Here is a 19,335-nt window from a genome sequence, read left to right as displayed (position 1 = left end):
ATGACCGATTGGCGCGATATTCCCTCTCTCTCCGCCCTCCGCGCCTTCGAGGCCGCGGTCCGCTGCGGCTCGCTCTCCGCCGCCGCGCGGGAGCTCAACGTCACCCATGCCGCAATCGCGGGCCATGTTCGTGCGCTCGAAGCCTTCTTCGGCGTCACGCTGCTGACCCGCGCGGGCAAGGGCATGGACCCCACGCCGGAGGGCGCGCTTCTGGCGCGCGGCCTCTCCGAGGGGTTCAGCCTGCTGACGGCCGCGTGCCGCGATCTGAGCGACCGCGGCCGCGCCCGGCCCATCGCGGTCACGACCACGCCCACCTTCGCCGAGCATTGGCTGATGCCACGCCTGTCCGGCTTCTGGGCGGCTCACCCGGATGTTAGCGTAACCATCGCCCCGACGGCCGACATCGCCGACTTGCGCCGGGACGGCTATGATCTCGCCGTCCGTTTCGGCGAGGGCGACTGGCCCGGGCTGGAGGCCGAGCCCTTCCTGACCGACAGCTTTCTCGTCGTGGCGTCGCCCGAGCTCGCCGCCCGGCTCAAATCGGCCGACCGAGAGACGCTCGCCCGACAGACCTGGCTGATGAGCGAGAACCGCGCCGAGGCCCCGCATCTGGCCCGCGCCCTGGGCGTGGAGGAGGCCGACCTGCGGGTCTACACCCTGGCCACCAACGGCATGGTCCTGTCGGCGCTGCGGGCCGGGATGGGGCTGGGCCTGCAAAACGCGGTGCTGGCGCAGCCCGAACTGGACGAGGGCCACCTCGCCACGGTCTGCGAGATACCGCTGGAGGGCGTCGGTTATTGGCTGGTCACCCGCCCCGGCGTGCATTCCGAGGCGCTGGAGCGGTTCATGGCCTGGATGCGCAGCCGGCCCGAGCGCACGCAATTCGGTTGGAGCGGATGACGGCGCATCCAATTCCGGCGTCCACCCGTAACAAAGTCATACCCTCTGGAGCCGGACCCCATGCAGCTGATCACCCTTTACGGAGCCTCCGTCGTCTTCTTCCTGATCGTCGATGCGATCGCCCTCAATCTGGTGCTCAAACCGCTCTTCACCCGCTATATTGGTGAGATGCTGCGCTCGCCGATCGACTTGGCGCCCGCCGCGATCTTCTATCTCTTCTATATCGGGGCGCTGGTCTATTTCGTCTCGCTGCCGGCCTTCCGGGAGGGATCGGTCGGGATGGCCGCGCTCAACGGAGCGATCCTCGGGGCGATGTGCTACGGCACCTACGAGTTCACCAATAAGGCGACACTCAAGGGGTGGGACTGGACCATGGTGATCGTCGACACGAGTTGGGGAACGGTGCTGACAGGCGCCACGGCGGCGTTCGGCGTCTGGGTCGCGCGGAGCTTTCTGGCCTGACACGCCTCCCTGAGCGCCCCTGCCATCGGTCGCGGGTCAGACCGCCCAGCCCCACCGTCCGCCTCGCCTCAGCACGTCCGCCCGGCGCGCCGCCCGTCCTGCGCCCAGCCCACGAAGCTATGCTCCGTAAAGATCAACGTCACGCCCTCGCGGGTGACGAACCCGTCGCGCCCCAGCGCCGCGCAGGGGATGGGCCGCGGCGCGACGCCTTCGACCCGCGCGACCGAGGCCAGCGCCCCCGGCCGGTCCCGCCCGAACCCGATCTCGCGCCCGCCCGACCCGACGACCACAAGCCCGCCCTCATAAGGCACCAGCGAAAGCGCGGGCTCGGAGGGCGCAGGCGACCCCGGCGGCGGGGCCGCGACGCAGCCCGTCAGCACGGTCAGGAAAAGGACAACCAAGCCCCTCACGCGGCCCCGCAGCGCGCCACGCCGGCCTCCCGGCTCTTGCGCCCGCCGACCGAGATCTGGGCTTCGTGGGTCGCCAGCCTGCCCCGGGCCGTGATGGCGGCACCGCGCCCCGAGACCGCGCCGGGAATGCATCGCGGCGCGCCCCCGACGCTCCGCGTCTTGGCAGGCAGCGCCCCGGAGATCCTTGCCCGGTCACCCCTCTCCTGGGTCAGCCGCACGCCGCCCTCGCCCCCTCGCAAGGTCGGGCCGGTCCGGTTCGCCGGGCCGCGCGCGGATGCCGCCAACCTCAGCGCGGGCTGCGCTTGGCGAGGATGCGCTGGAGCGTCCGACGATGCATGTTCAGCCGCCGCGCGGTCTCGGAGACATTCCTGTCGCATAGCTCGTAGACCCTCTGGATATGCTCCCAGCGGACCCGGTCGGCGCTCATGGGGTTTTCCGGGGGCGGCGGCAGGTCGTCCTCGGCGCAGAGCAGCGCATTCGTGATGTCATTGGCATCCGCCGGCTTCGACAGATAGTCCGTCGCCCCGATCTTGACCGCCGCCACCGCGGTCGCGATGGCCCCGTATCCGGTCAGAACGACGATCTTGCTGTCGGGACGTTTCCCCCGGAGGCACTCGACCACGTCCAGGCCGTTGCCATCCTCCAGGCGAAGATCCACCACGGCATAGGCGGAGGGTCGCATCGTCGCCTTGGCGATCCCTTCGGCGACCGAAGACGCGGCCTCCACCTCGAAGCCGCGCTTTTCCATCGCCCGCTCCAGCCGGCGCAGGAACGGCTCGTCGTCATCGACCAGCAGGAGGGTCTTGTCGGGTCCGATCTCCGGACCGGCTTGCAGAGCGTCTTCGGTCATGGTCATCCGATCTTCTCCTCTTGCCGCGCGGCGGTCTAGCCTCCGATCGCGGCACTCGCGTTTTTTGACGTTGTCGGTCATTTAGACCCAATGTCCGTCCAGTCGACCCGCACTCTCCTGCCGCCCGAAACGCGCGAGCCGCGCGTAAGGCTCAATACGCTCGTGAATCTGCGCTGGCTGGCCGTCCTCGGGCAGACGGTGACCGTGGTCGTGGCCGAACTCTGGCTCGGGGTGCAGCTTCATCTGGGCCTGTGCCTTCTGGTCATCGCCGCGGCCATCGTCGCCAACCTGGTCGTGCTGACGATCTTTCCGCCCAACCACCGCCTCTCGGGGCGGGAGGCGTTCAGCTTCGTGCTCTTCGACCTGCTGCAATTGGCCGCGCTGCTGGCGCTGACCGGGGGGCTGCACAACCCCTTCGCGCTCCTGTTCCTGGCGCCGGTGACGATCTCGGCCACGGTGCTGCAACTCCGGGCGACGCTGATCATCGGAGCGATCGCGCTGGCGGTGATCTCGCTTCTGGGCGGGTTCCACGTGCCGCTGCGGACCGATGCGGGCGAGGTGCTGGCGCTGCCGCCGCTCCACCTGGCGGGGTTCCTGGCGGCGATCACCATCGGCACGCTGTTCTTGTCGGGCTTCGCCTATCGCCTCAGCCACGAGACCGAAGAGATGTCTCAGGCGCTGCTGGCGACCCAGACGGCACTCGCCCGCGAGCAGAAGCTGCAAGACCTGGGCGGAGTCGTCGCCGCGGCCGCCCATGAGCTCGGCACGCCGCTGGCCACCATCAAACTGGTCTCGGCCGAGTTGATCGAAGAGCTGGGCGACCGCCCCGAGTTGCGCGAGGACGCCGAACTCATCCGTCAGCAGGCCGACCGCTGCCGCGACATCCTCCGCTCGATGGGCCGGGCCGGCAAGAGCGATACGCATCTGCTGACCGCCCCCATCGAAAGCGTCGTGCGCCAAGCGGCGGAGCCCCATAGCGACCGTGGGGTGACCATCCTCTACGACTTCGCCGGCGTGGCGGATCACGACGACCCCGCCCCCGTCATCCACCGCAAACCCGAGATCATCCACGGCCTGCGCAACATGATCCAGAACGCGGTCGACTTCGCGCGGGAGCGGGTCTGGGTCGATGTGCGCTGGTCCGCCGAGGACGTGGTGATCCGGGTAATCGACGACGGCTACGGCTACCCTCCCGAAGTGCTGAGCCGCTTGGGCGATCCCTTCCTGCGGCGGCGCGACGGGCGCCGGGGCTATGACGGGATGGGGCTGGGCCTGTTCATCTCCAAGACGCTGTTGGAGCGGACCGGCGGACATATGTCCTTCGCCAACGGTGCCCCCTCGGGCCGCGCCGGGACCGGCAATCGGGGCGGCGCCATCGCAGAGGTGACCTGGCCGCGCGACGCCATCGCCGCGCCGGCCTCCGGTCCGCTCGACCCCAACAGACCGCTCGAATGACCGAGCATCAGACCCGGACCGCCGAGCGAATTGACGCGCCAGATTGGCAAATTGACTGTCAATCAAATTTAACATCTCATTAACCAATCGCGAGTCATGCTGGCGCAGCAACATAAGCGCCAGGGGCGATGTATGACTTGGGGTTCGATCCTGTTCTTGTTTCTCCTCCCGGGGGCGCTGGCGGGGGCGCTGGCGCTCTCGGTCACGCTCTGGCTGATCCGAGCCAAGCCGCGGCGGGTGCCCCCGGTCATCCTGGGCACCCTGTCGGAGCCACGCAGCTTCGTGTTTCGCGACGGCTATCTGGTCGCGCATTCGGACAATGTCGGCTTCCTCTTGCCGGAGCCGATCGACCACCTTCGGGCCTGGGACAGCCTGATCGACAATCTGGGACAGATGGTCGATGGGACCTTCGCCGCATTCGAGGCGCTGGAACAGGACGGCCGCTCCTTTCGGCTGGAGGGGCGGCTCGGGACCGACCGGCTTCATATCCTGGGGCTGCGCGAGGGATCCGACCTGCGCATCTCCGTGACCTCCGCCGAAGGCGCGGAGACGGCGATGCGGATCGAGATCGACAATCTGCGCGCGCTCGAGGATGAGAACGCGCTTCTGACCCGGGCCGCCGATTCCAGCCCGACCGCGAGTTGGCGACTGGACACCGAGGGCCGCGTCGTCTGGGCCAACGCCGCCTATCAGGACCTCGTGGCCCGGTACCGGGGCGAGGATGCCAGCCGGGGCTGGCCGCTCACCGACCTGTTCGAGAGCACGACAGCCGTATCGACCGGGCGCTCGAGGCGGCAGCTCACCGGCTTGGAGGGCGAGGACCACTGGTTCGAGATCGTCGCGGGGGGCCGCGACGCGCATGGCATGCGCCATCTTCATGCGGTGGCATTGGACTCGGTCGTCGCCGCCGAGGAAAGCCTGCGGATCTTCATGCAGACCCTCACCAAGACCTTCGCCTACCTGCCGACGGGGCTCGCGATCTTCGACCGGGACCGGAGGCTGGCCATGTTCAACCCGGCGCTCATGGACATGGCGGGGCTCGAAGGGGGCTGGCTGTCCCGCCGCCCGACGCTGGAAGCGTTCTTCGACGCCCTGCGCGAGCGTCGCAGACTGCCGGAACCCCGGGACTACAAAGCCTGGCGCGAGCGGCTCAGCGATCTCGGGCGCGTCGGCGAGGGCGGCACCTACCGGGAGACCTGGAGCCTGCCGACCGGCCAGATCTACCGCGTCACCGGGCGCCCCTATGCCGACGGCGCCATCGCACTGATGTTTGAGGACGTGTCGGCCGACATCTACGCCGACCGCGCCCATCGGGAGGAACGGGACGCGTTGGCCCACGCGCTCTCGGCCAGTGAGGACGCGCTGGTCGTCTTCGACGCCGAAGGGCGCCGCGTCGCGGCCAATCCCATGGCGCAATCGTTGCTGCCGCCCGGCCGGGACGGCACCCTGCCCGAGACGCTGGACGATGCCATTCTGATCTGGCGCTCCGCCTTCAGCCCAAGTTCCGCCTGGGCGGAGATCCGCGATGCCGCGCGGGGCAGCGGCCCGACCGCGCAATTGTCGGACTGGACCGAGACCCTGCACCGAACGGCCGGCACGGACGTGACGATGCGCGTCGTGCCCAAACGCGGGGGCGGCCTGGCGCTGGGCTTCTGCTGCACGACCATGGCAGAGGAGGTCAGGCCCGCCTCCGTTGCGGCGGAATAGCGGGCGCAGGCTTGAATCCGGCCCGGCGGGCTGTCACTCCGCTTTCCATGGCCGACACCCTCGCGACCCTGTCCCTGCCCGGTCCCGCCGCGACCGACCGCCTGGCCCGCCGCCTGGCGGGGATTTTACGGCCGGGCGACGTCCTACTGCTCGACGGGCCGGTCGGCGCCGGAAAGACCGCGTTCGCCCGGGCCACGATCCAGGCCATCCTCGCCGCCGAGGGTCTGCCGCCCGAAGACGTGCCCTCCCCGACCTTCACGTTAGTACAAACCTACAACGCCCACCGCTTCGAGATCTGGCACGCGGATCTCTACCGCCTGACCTCGCCCGACGAAGTCATGGAGTTGGGCCTCTCCGAGGCCTTCGACACCGCGCTGTGTCTCATCGAATGGCCCGACCGGCTGGGCCCGGACCGGCCCGGCGGCGCGGTCACTCTGCGCCTGTCCCATGACGGCCCGGACGCGCGGCGATTGGAGCTGTCGGGCAGCGGAGAGCTTGCGGACCGGCTGGCCGCCGCCCTGGCCAAGGCGCCGGCATGAGCGCGCGGACGGACCACGCCGCAACCTTCCTGGCCCGCGCCGGCTGGGCCGAGGCGGCGCGCGACCCGCTCGCCGGCGATGCGTCCCGGCGCTCCTATACGCGCCTCGCCCGCGGCGCGGACCGCGCCATCCTGATGGATGCGCCGCCGGATGCGGAACAGGACGTGCGCCCCTTCGTTGCCATGGCCGCGGACCTGGCGGCCCGCGGTCTCTCTGTCCCCGACATCCTCGCCCAGGATCTAGAGCAGGGATTCCTCCTGCTGGAGGATCTGGGCGACGACACCTACGCCCGCGTCACCGCCGCGGACCCGGCCTCAGAGCCGGCGCTCTACGCCGCCGCGGCCGAGGCGCTGGCGCGGATGCAGGCGGACCCGCCGCCGGACCTGCCCCGCTATACCGACCAGATGCCCGGCCTCGCGGCCCTCGCCATCGACTGGTACGCGCCGGAGGCCGCCGCACACCGAACGGCCCTGACGGACGCCATGGCCGAGGCTCTCACCCACCCGGCCGTCACTGAGGAGGTGCTGGTCCATCGCGACTATCACGCCGACAATCTGATCTGGCTGCCCGACCGCGCGGGCCTTGCCCGGGTCGGGATGCTGGATTTCCAGGACGCGATGCGGGGTCCGCGGGACTACGATCTCGCTTCGCTCATCCACGATCCGCGCCGAGTCGTCACCCCAGCCGCTCGCAGCGCCGCGCTGGCGGCCTGGCAGGCGGCGACCGGGCGTGACGCCGAGACCACCGCCGCCGGTGTCGCGATCTGCTCGGCCCAGCGCTGCCTCCGCATCCTCGGGGTTTTCGCCCGGCTTTGCCTGCGCGACGGTAAGCCCCGCTATCCCGACTTCATCCCCGCCACCTGGGCCGCGTTGCAGACCGACCTGACCCACTCCGCGCTGACCGGCCTGCGCGCGGTGGTCGAGGCGGCGCTGCCGCCACCATCGCCCGACCGGCTCGACGCCATCCGGGCGCGCGCGGGCACGTTGGCCGGGCAGGAGCGCGCGGCGCCATGATCGCCACCATGGTCTTTGCCGCAGGCCACGGCACCCGGATGCGGCCCCTCACCGACACGCGCCCCAAGGCGCTGATCGAGGTCGCGGGCCGCCCCCTGATCGAGCACGCGCTGGAGCAAGTCGCCGGGCCCGGCCCGCGTGCGGTCAACGCCCATGCCCACGCTGCGCTGCTCCGGGCGCATTTGGCGGACCGGCCTGGCCTGACTTTCATCGAGGAACCGGTGCTGCTCGAAACCGGAGGGGGCCTGCGCAACGCGCTGCCCGTGCTGGGCGACGGGCCAGTCCTGACCATGAACGCGGATGCCGTCTGGACCGGCCCTCGCGCCCGAGACACCCTGCTGGCGCACTGGGATCCGGCGCGGATGGACGGGCTGTTACTGATGATCCCGCCCGACCGGGCGCTGGGCCAGGCCGGCGGATCGTTCAGCCTGGACCCCGACGGGCGGCTGGTCCGCGACCGGGCGGGGCTGGTCTATACCGGCGCGGGGATCGTCAAGACCGAGGGGCTCGCCGCCTTTGCCGACCCCGTTTTCTCGCTGCGCGAGCTGTGGTTCGCCATGCTGGCCGAGGGGCGGCTTTCGGGCTGTGTCCATCCGGGCCAATGGGCCGATGTCGGCACGCCCGACGGCATCGCCCTGGCCGAGGCGATGCTGGACCGAGCGGCGTGAGGGGCCTCTGGCACGAGCCGGTCGGCGTCGATTTCGCCCGCGCCGTCGCTCGCGGCCTGCGCGCGCGGCTCGACCCAGCGCCAGAAGCGCTGGCCCGTGTCACGCTGCTGACCAACACCAACCGCATGGCCACCCGCATCCACGCCGCCCTTGCCGAGGAGGGTCCGACGCTGCTGCCGCGCATCGGCCTTGTCTCGCAGCTCGACGGACTGCTGCCGCCCCGCGGCGACGCGCCGCCGCCGATGCGCCCGCTCGCCCTGCGCCTGCGCCTGACGCGGCTGGTGCGGGCCTTGCTGGAGACGCGGCCCGACCTCTCCCCACCCGAAGCCGCCTTCGACCTCGCGGGCACCTTGCTGACACTGATGGAGGAGATGCGCGAGGAGGGGATGGACCCCGCCGCGCTGGACGCGATCGATGTCAGCGGGCTGTCGGAGCATTGGCAGCGCAGCCTCGATTTCTTGCGGATCGTCACCCACTGGGCCGAGCATGACGGCAGCCCGACGCCCGCCGACCTGCAGGCCCGCGCGCTCGACCGGCTGCTGGTCGCCTGGGCCAAGGCGCCGCCGGCCGATCCAGTGATCGTCGCGGGCTCCACCGCCTCGCGCGCGCCGACGGCGCGGCTGATCGACGGGGTGCTGGCGCTGCCGCGGGGCGCGGTGATCCTGCCCGGGCTCGACACCGATATGCCGGACGATGCCTGGGACGGGCTGCTCACCGCCCCCGAGCCGCCCAAGGGCCCGCAGGACCACTCGCAATTCCGCCATGCCGCCCTGCTCGCAAGCCGTGGCCTGACCCGTGACGCCTGCCCGCAATGGAGCGACGCCCGTCCCGCCGCGCCCGAACGCAACCGTCTGATCTCCCTCGCGCTGCGCCCCGCGCCCGCCACCGATGCCTGGCGCAGGGAGGGGCCAGAGCTTACCGGCATAGACGCGGCCTGCGCGCCGATCACCCTGCTCGCCGCGCCCAGCCCCGGGGCCGAGGCCGCCGCCATCGCCCTGGGCCTGCGCGCCGCGTTGGAGGAGGGGCGGCGCGCCGCCCTCATCACGCCCGACCGGACGCTCTCGCGCCAGGTGGCCGCGCATCTCGACCGCTGGGGGATCGAACCCGACGATTCAGCCGGACGCCCGCTGGGGCAATCGGCCCCCGGCCGCCTGATCCTGCACCTGGCCGCGATGCTGGGCCGCCCGATCGAGGCCGAGGCCCTGGCGATCCTTCTGGCCCACCCATTGACCGCCGGGGCCGCCCGCACCCCGCATCTGCGGCTGGCACGGCAGTTGGAAACGCAGCTGCTGCGCGACGGCCCCTGCCCCTTCCCCGACCGCGCGGCGGTCACCGCCTGGGGCGCGACGGCCCAGGCGGACCAGGCCTGGACGGCTTGGCTCTGCGATCTGCTCGACGCCATTACGGCGGTGCCGAACACCGCGCCCCTGCCCGATCGCCTCGCCGCCCATCTGGCCCTGGTGGAGCGGGTCGCGGGCGGGCCGGACGGCACCGGCGACCCCTGGGCGGGCGAGGCCGGACGGCTGGCGCGGCGTGTGCTCGAAGATCTCGCCGCCGCCGCCCCGGAGGCCGAGGCCACGCCGATGAGCGGGGCCGAATATGCCCGTCTCCTGCAAAGCTGCCTCTCGGGCGAGGAGGTCCGCGAGAGCTACGCGCCCCATCCCGACATCATGATCTGGGGCGCGCTGGAGGCGCGGGTGCGCAGCGCGGATCTAGTGATCCTGGGCGGGCTGACCGATGGCATCTGGCCCGACCGCCAGACCGCCGAACCCTGGCTCAACCGCGCCATGCGCGTGGCGGCTGGCCTGCGCGTGCCCGAGCGGGTGGTGGGGCTGAGCGCCCATGATTTTCAGCTGGCCGCCGCCGCGCCCGAGATCTGGCTGGCCCGCGCCGCCCGCGACGCGGAGGCCGAAACGGTGCCGTCCCGCTGGCTGAACCGGATCGAGGGGCTGCTGCGGGGCATCGGCCCCCAGGGCGAGGCCGCGCTGGCGGCGATGCAAGCGCGCGGCGACGCGTGGCTCACCCAAGCCGCCGCGCTGGACCTGCCCGAGACGTCCGTCCGCCCCGCCCCGCGTCCGGCCCCCATCATGCCCCCCGAGGCGCAGCCCAAGCGCCTCTCGGTCACCGCGATCGAGACCCTGATCCGCGATCCTTACGCGGTCTATGCCCGCCATGTTCTCGGCCTCCGCGCCGCCAACCCCTTGCGCCAGAGCCCCGACGCGCGCCTGCGCGGCACCGTCGTCCACCGCGCGATGGAGCGGTTCGCCCGCGATCTGCCCGGTCCGCTGCCGCCGGATGCGGACGCGCGGTTGCGGGCCATCCTGGCGGAGACGCTGCAAGACGAATCTCCCTGGCCCGCGATCCGCCATATCTGGCAGGGGAAGTTCGAGCGGGTGATCGACGATCTGCTCGCTGCCGAGGCCGAGCGCCGTGCCCAGGGCACCCCCGCCTATCTGGAGGCCTCCGGCCGGCTGCCCCTGCCCGAACTCGACTTCGACCTGATTGCCCGCGCCGACCGCTTGGACATCTGCGGCGATGCGGTGGCGATCTACGATTACAAGACCGGCCAGATCCCCTCCGAAAAGCAGATCGAGCATTTCGACAAGCAGCTGCTCCTGGAGGCGGTGATGGTCGCCGATGGCGGCTTTAGCGACATCCCCCAGCGGCAGGTGACCGAGGTCGCCTATCTCAAGATCGGCTCCGCTTATGACGAGCGATGCGTCAAGATCACGCCCGACCTGCTGGCCGAGACCCGCGCGGGCCTGCGCGACCTGATCGCGGCCTACCGGCAGGGCCGCCCCTTCGTCGCCCGGCTCGCGCCCGACGCGATCAAATATGCCAGCGATTACGACCACCTGTCGCGCTACGGAGAGTGGGACGACACCTTGCCCTCCACGAAGATCCCGGTGGGCCGATGACCGCGACCGACGCCGCCACGAGGGCGCAGATCGCCGCCGCCGACCCGTCGGGCTCGGTCTGGCTGGCGGCGAATGCAGGCTCCGGCAAGACCCGGGTTCTGACGCAGCGGGTGGCGTGGCTGCTGCTGACCGGCACCCCGCCCGAGCGCATCCTCTGCCTGACCTTCACCAAGGCCGCCGCGGGCGAGATGCAGAACCGGCTCTACAAACAGCTCGGCGAATGGGCGATGATCCCCGACGAGGATCTGCGCGCCCGTCTCTATGCGCTGGGCGTCCGGCCGGGTGAGGTCACGAGCGACCAGATGCGCCGGGCGCGCACGCTCTTCGCCCGCGCCATCGAGACGCCGGGCGGGCTGAAGATCCAGACGATCCACGCCTTCTGCGCGTCGCTCCTGCGCCGCTTCCCGCTGGAGGCCGGGGTGTCGCCGCTCTTTCAGGAGATGGACGACGCGGCGGCCACGCGCCTCCATGCCGAGATCCTCGACGCGATGAGCGACGGGCCCGAGGCCCCTCTGGTCGACGCCATGGCCAAGCGGCTGAGCGACGCGGAGCCCAGCGCCTTCCTCGCCGCTGTGGCCAAGCACTGGCCGCCGGGACGACCGGCGCTCAGCGAGGCGGCGCTGCGCATGGCGTTGGGCGTGGGCGACGATACCGAGGAGACGATCCGCGACGGCGTTATCGGCGCCGACATGCTCGACATGGTCGATGACTTCCTTGGCGATGCCGAGGGCGCCCCCGGCAAAACCCTGAGCGAGTTGGTCGCGGGCCTCAAGACCGTCGTGCAGGCCGCGCCGGAAGACCGGTGGGACATGCTGTCGGGGCTGCTCCTGACCGCCAAGGGGGAGCCACGCAGCACCGGTCGCTGGCCGAAAGCGGTCCTCGCGGGCGATCATGGCCCCCTTCCCGAGCTCTTCGCCGCGATGGCGGGACGGGCCGCCGATGCTCGCCGCCGCCTCGCCGCGCTCGCCTCGCTCGACTACGCGCAGACGCTCCACGCGTTCGCCCCCGCTTTCACCGCCCGGCTCGACGCGGCCAAGCGCGCGCGGGGCTGGCTCGATTTCGACGATCAGATCGACCGGGCGCGGCACCTGCTGTCGACCTCGGACATGGCGCAATGGGTCCTCTTCAAGCTCGATGGCGGGCTGGACCACATCCTGGTGGACGAGGCGCAGGACACCGCGCCGGCTCAATGGGACGTGATCCGGGCCCTCGCCGCCGAGTTCGGCGCGGGCCAGGGCGCGCGGCCCGACACTCTGCGCACGCTCTTCGTCGTCGGCGACCGCAAGCAGTCGATCTATTCCTTCCAGGGCGCGGACCCGGACGCCTTCGACCGGATGCGCGCCGAGTTCGACCGAATCCTGCCCACGGAGGCGGCGGCGTTGCGCGACCACGCTCTGCTCCATTCCTTCCGGTCGTCCTCGACGATCCTGGCACTGGTCGATTCCGTTTTCGCCCGCGAGAGCGGCGTCGGCGCTCCGCCCGAGCATATCGCCTTTCAGCCCACCCTGCCCGGCCGGATCGACCTCTGGGCGCCGATCCCCAAGGCCGATGAGGACAATTCCGACCGGCGCTGGTTCGACCCGGTCGACAAGCCCGCCCCCGACGATGCCGAGGTCGTGCTGGCCCGCCGCATCGCCGCCGAGATCAAGGAAATGATCGCGGCCCGCACCCCCATCGTCCACAAGGGCGAGCGCCGCGCGGTGCAGGCGGGCGACATCCTGATCCTGCTCCAGCGGCGCGCGGCGCTGTTCTACCACGTGATCGCGGCCTGCAAGGCCGCCGGGCTGGACCTCGCCGGGGCCGATCGGCTGATGCTGTCGGACGATCTGGCGGTGAAGGACTTGGTCGCGCTGCTGACCTGGGCGGCATCGCCCGGCGACGACCTGGCGCTGGCGGCGGTGCTGCGCTCGCCCCTGGGGGGCCTGAGCGAAGAGGACCTGTTCGAACTGGCCCATGACCGCGGCAAGCGCCCTCTCTGGGACGTGCTGCGCGACAGCCGCCACGACACGTCGCTGTTCGAGTCGGTGCTCTCGGTCGCGGACATCCTGCGCCCCTACGAGATCCTGCAACGGGTGCTGATCCGCCATGACGGCCGCCGCCGCCTGCTGGCGCGGCTCGGGTCCGAGCGGGCGGAGGCCATCGACGCGCTACTGGGCCAGGCGCTGGCCTATGAGCAATTGGAGGTGCCCAGCCTGACGGGCTTCCTCGGCTGGCTGGAGGCGGCTGACATCGAACTCAAGCGCCAGCCCGGAACCGGCGCGATCCGCGTGATGTCGGTGCATGGGGCCAAGGGGCTGGAAGCACCGGTCGTCATCCTGCCCGAGACGCAGAAGCGCGCGCCCAAGGGCCTCACCGGCGTGCAGGTGCTCGACGACGGCACGCCGGTCTGGCTGCCCTCCAAACCGGGCTGGTCCCCGGCCATCGCCGCGCGAGCCGAGGCCCATGCCGCCGCCCAAGCGGCGGAGCGGGACCGGCTGCTCTATGTCGCGCTGACCCGGGCCGAAAGCTGGCTGATCGTCTGCGCCGCGGGCGAGGTGGGCAATGGGCCAGAGGACAGCTGGTGGCGAGCGGTCGAGGCCGGGATGGACGCGCTGGGCGCGCCGGCGGGCGTGGACCGGCGGCTCGAATGGGGCGACTGGTCGCCGGTGGAGGCGCGGGACGCCGCCCCCGAGGCGCCGCGCGCGCCGCCTCTTCCGGCGTGGTGCCGGGCGCCGGTCCCCCGCCCCGGCCTCTCGCGCAAGCCGGTCGCGCCCTCGGCGCTGCCCGGCCCCAAGGCTCTGCCCGGCGAGGGCCAGGACACCGACGCCGCGATGGCCCGCGGCACGGCCATCCACAGCCTGCTCGAACATCTGCCCACGGTCCCACGCCACCAACGGGAGGCCTTGGCCGCCCGCCTCACCGCCGACGCGGAGGCCGTGGCCGAGGCCCTGGCCGTCCTCGACGACCCGGCGCTGGCTCATCTCTTCGCCGACGGCACCCTGGCCGAGGTGCCCTTTGTCCTGCCCGCGACCGGCACCCATCCCGGCGTGGCGGGCACGATGGACCGCATCCTCCTGACCCCGGGCGAGGCGCTGATCGTCGACTTCAAGTCCAACGCCCAGGTCCCCCCCACGCCCGAAGCGGTGCCCGGGGGACTGCTGGCGCAGATGGGCGCCTACCATGCCGCCGCCACGGCCATCTGGCCGGACCGCCGCATCCGCCTGGCGCTGCTCTGGACGCGAACGCGCCGGCTGATGGAGCTTCCGCACGCGGCCGTGATCGCGGCCTGGGACGCAGTTGACGCGGGACGCGGCGCTCCTTAGCTAGGGTGTCCACCCAAGCCAGCCAGGAGACACGCCATGGCCACCGTAGCCGCCACCGACGCCACCTTCGATGAGGTGGTCAAGCAGTCCGACATCCCGGTCATCGTCGACTTCTGGGCGGAGTGGTGCGGCCCCTGTAAGCAGATCGGCCCGGCCCTGGAAGAGCTGTCCGAGGAATATGCGGGCAGGGTCAAGATCGTGAAGGTCAACGTGGACGAGAACCCGCAATCGCCCGGTGCGATGGGCGTGCGCGGCATCCCGGCGCTGTTCATGTTCAAGGGCGGCGAGGCCGTCGACCAGAAGATCGGCGCCGCCCCCAAGGCCGCGCTCAAGGACTGGATCGACCGCGCCGTCTGACGTGTCCCCGATCGCCTGCAAAGGCGCCCGCGCTTCCCTGAGCGCGGGCGCTTTTCGTTTGCATGCCTCCCCCGCCCGCGCGATTTTGCCGCGCGAACAGGGAGAACGCGATGACGGCATCTGACGGGTTCGGAACGGCGGCCTATGGCGGCGCCGGCTGGTCGCCCCGGACCGCGGAGCACGGCGCCGAGATGGGGCCGATCTGGCAAGGCGGGATCGACAGCGAGTGGCGCCCGCTGCGGCAGGTTCTGCTGCGTCGACCGGGCGCCGAACTGGCCGCCGAGGACGTGGACGCCGCCCAATATCTCGAACCGCTCGATCTGGGCCGGGCGCAGGCGGAGCATGACGCCCTGGCCGCGGCCTATGTGGAGGCCGGGGTGGAGGTGCTCTCGGTCGGGGACGTGCCCGCGCCGACGCCCAACCGGATGTTCTGCGCCGATACCTTCGTGATGACGCCCCAAGGCGCGATCCTGGCCCGCCCCGCCTCGACCGTGCGCGCGGGCGAGGAGGTCGCGGTGGCCGCCGCGCTCGCCGCCGCCCGCGTGCCGATCCTGCGCACGCTCACCGGCGGCGCCACCTTCGAGGGCGCCGACCTGATCTGGGTCGACGCCCGGACCTGCCTGATCGGCCTCGGCCTGCGGACCAACGCCGAGGCCGCGCGCCAGATCGCCCAGACCCTGGCGGAGATCGGGATCGAGGCCATCCCGGTCGATATGCCCTTCGGGACGATGCACCTGATGGGCATGCTGCGCATGCTCGACGCCGATCTCGCCATCGCCTGGCCGCGCCGCACGCCCCACCGCGCCGTCACGCTTCTGCGGGAGAGGGGCCATACCGTGGCCTTCCTGCCGGATGCCGACGAGGTGCAGGCCAATCGCGGGCTCAATGTCGTGGCGCTCGGCCCCCGGCGGGTGCTGATGCCGGCGGGCAACGACGCCATGCGCGCCTTCTACGAAGGGCTGGGCGTCGAGGTGGTCGAGACGCCCTGCTTCGAGCTGCGTAAAGCCGCGGGCGCGGTCGGCTGCCTGACCGGCGTGGTCGCGCGCGACATGGGCTGACGCGTGGCAGGACGCTTCCGGTCGCCGGACTCCGCGCGAAACCGACCGGCGTGATGTCGCCTCTGGGCGCGACCCGGCGGGGGATCTCTCCAACCGTGGGTCCATGAAGGATCACGCCCCGTTCCCCCGAAAGATCGACCCCAGCCGCGGCACGCATCTGGGCGACGGCACACCCAACGACGCCGACCGTGTGGAGATCGGCCCCACACCGCTGGCCTTCGCCGAGTGGGAGGCACGGGGCCTCGCCCTTCCGGACCTCGCGGCCATGCGCCGCTATCGCCTAGACCGGCTGCGGGATCAGGTGGTGGCGCGTGGCCTCGGTGGGCTTCTGGTCTTCGACCCGCTCAACATCCGCTATGCGACCGACACGACCAACATGCAGCTCTGGAACGCCCACAACCCGTTCCGCGCGGCGCTGGTCTGCGCCGATGGCTACATGGTCCTCTGGGACTACCGGATCGCGACCTTCCTGTCGGAGTACAATCCCCTGGTGGCCGAGCGCCGGGCGGGCGCGGACCTGTTTTATTTCACCCGTGGCGAAGGCATCGACCGCGGCGCCCGCATCTTTGCCGGTGAGGTCCGCGACCTGCTGCGGGAGCATGGCGGCGGGCTCCTGCGTCTGGCCTGCGACAAGCCCACGATCCACGGGCTGCGCGCGCTGGAAGCCTCCGGGATCGCCGTCCTGCCAGGCGAAGCCCTAACGGAGCGGGCACGGTCCGTGAAAAGCCCCGACGAGATCGCGGCCATGCGCTGCGCCATCCATACCTGCGAGGTCGCGATGCAGGAAATGGAGACCTTCGCCCGCACCGAGATCCCCCGCGGCGGCGTCACCGAGAACGACGTCTGGGCGGAGCTTCACGCCTCCAACATCCGCCGTGGCGGCGAATGGATCGAGACGCGGCTGTTGGCCTCCGGTCCGCGCACCAACCCGTGGTTCCAGGAATGCGGCCCGCGCGAGATCTCCGAGAACGAGATCCTGGCTTTCGACACCGACCTCGTGGGGCCGTATGGCTTCTGCTGCGACATGAGCCGGACATGGTGGATCGGCGACGGTCCCGCGCGGCCCGATATCGTCGACGCCATGCGGCACTCGCTGGACCATATCCGATATAACGAGACGCTCCTGATAGCCGGCACGCCGCTCGATGACCTGCCACGTATGCTTCACACGCTGCGGCCCGAGTTCCAGGCCCTTAAGTATGGCTGCGCGTTCCATGGGGTGGGGCTATGCGACGAGTGGCCCATGATCGCCTATCCCGACCAAGCCGATCCGGGCTATGCCGGCGGCGCCGTACTGGAGCCGGGAATGGTCCTCTGTGTCGAGGTGCTGACGGCCGAGGACGGGGGCGACTTTTCGATCAAGCTCGAGGATCAGGTGCTGGTGACCGAGACCGGCCCCGAGAACCTCAGCCGTTATCCGTTCGATCCGAGACTGCTCTAAAGCGCTTCGCGCAAGACCTGAGTCTCCGCCTTCTCGAAACGCGGTGCGCCGCTGGGCCGTTGCGTGCGCTTTGCCTTTCGCGGCTGGCGCAGGTCAAAGGCGAAAGGTTTTGGCCGAGCGTCCGATCTTTTCCCGGGCCGCCTTCTTCTGGCCGGAAATACTCCGGGGGGAGTCGGCCATGGGCCGACGGGGGGCAGAGCCCCCCTCCCCGTTCTCCTCCCGTTCCCAATGCCCGAACGAAAACCCCCGGGCGCCGTCGCGCCCGGGGGGTCGTCATTCTCCTCGGGTCGAGGGAGGGAGAGTCAGCCCTTGGAGAATTCCGGATAGGCCTCCATGCCCAGCTCCGAGACGTCGAGACCGTTGATCTCGCTCTCCTCGTCGACCCGGATGCCCATGGTCGCCTTGAGGATGAACCACACGATCATGGAGGTGATGAACACGAAGGCGCCAATCGAGACGAAGCCGATGATCTGCGTCACGAAGGACGTGCCCTCGGTGTAGACCGGCACGACCAGGGTGCCCCAGAAGCCGGCGAAGAGGTGCACCGGGATGGCGCCGACCACGTCGTCGATCTTCATCTTGTCGAGCATCGGGACCGTGAACACCACGATCACGCCGCCCACGGCACCGATCCACAGCGCCCCGAAGAGCGATGGGTCGAGCGGCCCGGCGGTGATCGAGACCAGACCGGCCAGCGCGCCGTTGAGCACCATCGTCAGATCGACCTTGCCATAGACGACCTGCGTCAGGATCAGCGCGGCGAGCGCACCGGCAGCGGCGGCCATGTTGGTGTTGGCGAAGATGCGGCCCACATCGGTGATGTCGCCCACGGTGCCCGCGGCAAGCTGCGAGCCGCCGTTGAAGCCGAACCAGCCCAGCCACAGGATGAACGTGCCCAGCGTGGCAAGGGCGAGGTTCGAGCCCGGCATCGCGACGACAGAGCCGTCCTTGGCATATTTGCCCAGGCGCGGGCCCAGCACGATCGCACCGGCCAGCGCGGCGAAGCCACCGGCGGCGTGAACCAGGGTCGAGCCGGCGAAGTCGGAGAAGCCGGCCTCGGACAGCCAGCCGCCGCCCCACTGCCAGGAGGCCTCGATCGGGTAGATGAAGCCGGTCAGGACGACCACGAAGATCAGGAAGGGCCAGAGCTTGATGCGCTCGGCCAGGGTGCCCGACACGATCGACGCGGTGGTGGCGCAGAACATCAGCTGGAAGAAGAAGTCCGAGGCGACCGACGCGTAGTCGAGCGCGGCGGCATCGGCGGCGAGGCCCACCGGCTCCAGCGAGGTGATCGAGAAGAACGGACCGACATAGCCCGCCATGATCCAGCCATCGCCCGGATACATCAGGTTGAAGCCGACCAGCCAGTACATAATCGCGGCGATGGAGAAGAGACCCATGTTCTTGGTCAGCTGCGTCGTCACGTTCTTGGAGCGGACGAGGCCGGCCTCCAGCATGGCGAAGCCCGCGGCCATCCAGAAGACGAGGAAGCCGCCCACGAGGAACAGCAGCGTCGTCATGATGTAGGGGCCGATCTCGTCGAAGCCCGGCGCAGGGGCGTCCTGCGCGAAGGCCGCGACCGGCAGCGCGGTCAGCGCGGCGGTGAGGGCCAGTGTCTTGAAGTGATTCATACTCATTTTCCCCTGGCGTATTCGTTAGATGGCGTCTTCGTTCAGCTCACCGGTGCGCACCCGCACGGCCTGCTGCACGTCGAGGACGAAGATCTTGCCGTCGCCGATCTTGTCGGTCTTCGCCGTCTTCGAGATCGTCTCGACGACTTGGTCCGCCATCGCGGCCGGAACCACGATCTCCAGCTTGACCTTCGGAACGAAGTTCACGGCGTATTCGGCGCCGCGATAGATTTCGGTATGGCCCGACTGGCTGCCGAAGCCCTTGATCTCGGTGACCATCATGCCGCGCACACCCAGGGCGGTGAGCGCCTCGCGCACCTCCTCGAGCTTGAACGGCTTGATCGCTGCGATGATGAGTTTCACGCGCTTCCCCTTCTCTGCGCCCCCCTCGCGGGGGCCCGGATGGAGGCGACATCACGGAGGAGGGGGGGCCTGCGCAACGTTCCCACCGGGCAAGTCAGACGGCCAAACAGGCGGTTTCGCATAATTCTTGCACAATTCGGAGGCATTGCACAAAAAATAGGCAGTGCCTATATGCTGCAATCGCGAAGGTTTCGGCTCGGATGCGCTCCACATCCGACTCGCGCGCGCCTATCTTATCGTGAACGCACGAGACCTGCGCAA

16 protein-coding genes are annotated in these 19,335 nt (G+C 70.5%); 12 read left to right on the top strand and 4 right to left on the bottom strand.

What is annotated here, in order from left to right; translation table 11 throughout:
- Complete coding sequence (locus tag DTQ71_RS03130; RefSeq protein WP_170125277.1) at positions 1-900, top strand: LysR substrate-binding domain-containing protein; 900 nt, start codon at positions 1-3, stop codon at positions 898-900.
- 60 nt (positions 901-960) lie between these two features.
- A complete protein-coding gene (locus DTQ71_RS03125; RefSeq protein ID WP_109562808.1) occupies positions 961-1,362 on the top strand; it encodes a DUF2177 family protein in 402 nt (133 codons plus the stop codon).
- 68 nt (positions 1,363-1,430) lie between these two features.
- On the opposite strand, the gene DTQ71_RS03120 is transcribed toward DTQ71_RS03125, so the two are convergent.
- Together DTQ71_RS03120 and DTQ71_RS03110 are read right to left on the bottom strand one after the other, a co-directional pair.
- Complete coding sequence (locus DTQ71_RS03120) at positions 1,431-1,772, bottom strand: hypothetical protein (RefSeq protein WP_146204791.1); 342 nt, start codon at positions 1,770-1,772, stop codon at positions 1,431-1,433.
- A 286-nt stretch (positions 1,773-2,058) separates the two neighbouring features.
- Complete coding sequence (locus DTQ71_RS03110) at positions 2,059-2,622, bottom strand: ActR/PrrA/RegA family redox response regulator transcription factor (protein ID WP_109563129.1); 564 nt, start codon at positions 2,620-2,622, stop codon at positions 2,059-2,061.
- A gap of 90 nt (positions 2,623-2,712) precedes the next feature.
- Between DTQ71_RS03110 and regB the strand changes: the two genes are divergently transcribed.
- From regB to dddP, 10 genes are all read left to right on the top strand, one after another.
- On the top strand, positions 2,713-4,077 hold the full coding sequence (regB, locus tag DTQ71_RS03105; protein WP_109562805.1) for a sensor histidine kinase RegB: 1,365 nt from the start codon (positions 2,713-2,715) through the stop codon (positions 4,075-4,077).
- A gap of 132 nt (positions 4,078-4,209) precedes the next feature.
- Entirely contained in the window at positions 4,210-5,784 is a 1,575-nt protein-coding gene (locus DTQ71_RS03100; RefSeq protein ID WP_170125276.1) for a PAS-domain containing protein, read from the top strand.
- A gap of 47 nt (positions 5,785-5,831) precedes the next feature.
- On the top strand, positions 5,832-6,323 hold the full coding sequence (gene tsaE, locus DTQ71_RS03095) for a tRNA (adenosine(37)-N6)-threonylcarbamoyltransferase complex ATPase subunit type 1 TsaE (protein ID WP_109562803.1): 492 nt from the start codon (positions 5,832-5,834) through the stop codon (positions 6,321-6,323).
- Entirely contained in the window at positions 6,320-7,336 is a 1,017-nt protein-coding gene (locus tag DTQ71_RS03090; protein ID WP_109562802.1) for an aminoglycoside phosphotransferase family protein, read from the top strand. Before tsaE ends, DTQ71_RS03090 begins: the two co-directional genes overlap by 4 nt.
- Complete coding sequence (locus tag DTQ71_RS03085) at positions 7,333-8,004, top strand: nucleotidyltransferase family protein (protein ID WP_245947170.1); 672 nt, start codon at positions 7,333-7,335, stop codon at positions 8,002-8,004. The genes DTQ71_RS03090 and DTQ71_RS03085 overlap by 4 nt, the downstream gene beginning before the upstream one ends.
- On the top strand, positions 8,001-10,922 hold the full coding sequence (gene addB / locus DTQ71_RS03080) for a double-strand break repair protein AddB (protein ID WP_245947168.1): 2,922 nt from the start codon (positions 8,001-8,003) through the stop codon (positions 10,920-10,922). Before DTQ71_RS03085 ends, addB begins: the two co-directional genes overlap by 4 nt.
- Positions 10,919-14,224 carry a double-strand break repair helicase AddA gene (addA, locus tag DTQ71_RS03075; protein ID WP_109562800.1) on the top strand — a complete coding sequence of 1,102 codons (3,306 nt, stop codon included), beginning with the start codon at positions 10,919-10,921 and terminating at the stop codon, positions 14,222-14,224. Before addB ends, addA begins: the two co-directional genes overlap by 4 nt.
- A 36-nt stretch (positions 14,225-14,260) precedes the next feature.
- Positions 14,261-14,581 (top strand): thioredoxin, encoded by a 321-nt coding sequence (gene trxA / locus DTQ71_RS03070; protein ID WP_109562799.1) that lies wholly within the window; start codon positions 14,261-14,263, stop codon positions 14,579-14,581.
- A 110-nt stretch (positions 14,582-14,691) separates the two neighbouring features.
- Complete coding sequence (locus tag DTQ71_RS03065; RefSeq protein ID WP_109562798.1) at positions 14,692-15,639, top strand: dimethylarginine dimethylaminohydrolase family protein; 948 nt, start codon at positions 14,692-14,694, stop codon at positions 15,637-15,639.
- Positions 15,640-15,742: 103 nt separating this feature from the next.
- The gene (dddP, locus tag DTQ71_RS03060) at positions 15,743-17,080 is read left to right on the top strand and encodes a dimethylsulfonioproprionate lyase DddP (RefSeq protein ID WP_109562797.1); all 1,338 of its coding nucleotides are present in this window, start codon (positions 15,743-15,745) and stop codon (positions 17,078-17,080) included.
- A gap of 302 nt (positions 17,081-17,382) precedes the next feature.
- Here dddP and DTQ71_RS03055 read toward each other — a convergent pair whose 3' ends face one another.
- Together DTQ71_RS03055 and DTQ71_RS03050 are read right to left on the bottom strand one after the other, a co-directional pair.
- On the bottom strand, positions 17,383-18,711 hold the full coding sequence (locus DTQ71_RS03055; RefSeq protein ID WP_109562796.1) for an ammonium transporter: 1,329 nt from the start codon (positions 18,709-18,711) through the stop codon (positions 17,383-17,385).
- 24 nt (positions 18,712-18,735) lie between these two features.
- On the bottom strand, positions 18,736-19,074 hold the full coding sequence (locus DTQ71_RS03050) for a P-II family nitrogen regulator (protein WP_109562795.1): 339 nt from the start codon (positions 19,072-19,074) through the stop codon (positions 18,736-18,738).
- Positions 19,075-19,335: the final 261 nt, after the last annotated feature.

Origin of the sequence: Jannaschia seohaensis, assembly GCF_900116765.1 — a bacterium.
GTDB lineage: Bacteria > Pseudomonadota > Alphaproteobacteria > Rhodobacterales > Rhodobacteraceae > Jannaschia > Jannaschia seohaensis.
The sequence above is the reverse complement of the archived record's forward strand: the minus strand, read 5'-3'. Positions and strand labels throughout refer to the sequence as shown.

Excerpts from the sequence above, each read along its gene's own strand:
- DTQ71_RS03055 (WP_109562796.1), bottom strand. The coding sequence starts at position 18,711 with ATGAATCACTTCAAGACACTGGCCCTCACCGCCGCGCTGACCGCGCTG.
- regB (WP_109562805.1), top strand. The coding sequence starts at position 2,713 with ATGTCCGTCCAGTCGACCCGCACTCTCCTGCCGCCCGAAACGCGCGAG.
- DTQ71_RS03125 (WP_109562808.1), top strand. The coding sequence starts at position 961 with ATGCAGCTGATCACCCTTTACGGAGCCTCCGTCGTCTTCTTCCTGATC.
- DTQ71_RS03090 (WP_109562802.1), top strand. The coding sequence starts at position 6,320 with ATGAGCGCGCGGACGGACCACGCCGCAACCTTCCTGGCCCGCGCCGGC.
- DTQ71_RS03100 (WP_170125276.1), top strand. The coding sequence starts at position 4,210 with ATGACTTGGGGTTCGATCCTGTTCTTGTTTCTCCTCCCGGGGGCGCTG.
- DTQ71_RS03130 (WP_170125277.1), top strand. The coding sequence starts at position 1 with ATGACCGATTGGCGCGATATTCCCTCTCTCTCCGCCCTCCGCGCCTTC.
- dddP (WP_109562797.1), top strand. The coding sequence starts at position 15,743 with ATGAAGGATCACGCCCCGTTCCCCCGAAAGATCGACCCCAGCCGCGGC.
- addA (WP_109562800.1), top strand. The coding sequence starts at position 10,919 with ATGACCGCGACCGACGCCGCCACGAGGGCGCAGATCGCCGCCGCCGAC.
- DTQ71_RS03110 (WP_109563129.1), bottom strand. The coding sequence starts at position 2,622 with ATGACCGAAGACGCTCTGCAAGCCGGTCCGGAGATCGGACCCGACAAG.
- DTQ71_RS03065 (WP_109562798.1), top strand. The coding sequence starts at position 14,692 with ATGACGGCATCTGACGGGTTCGGAACGGCGGCCTATGGCGGCGCCGGC.
- tsaE (WP_109562803.1), top strand. The coding sequence starts at position 5,832 with ATGGCCGACACCCTCGCGACCCTGTCCCTGCCCGGTCCCGCCGCGACC.
- trxA (WP_109562799.1), top strand. The coding sequence starts at position 14,261 with ATGGCCACCGTAGCCGCCACCGACGCCACCTTCGATGAGGTGGTCAAG.
- DTQ71_RS03085 (WP_245947170.1), top strand. The coding sequence starts at position 7,333 with ATGATCGCCACCATGGTCTTTGCCGCAGGCCACGGCACCCGGATGCGG.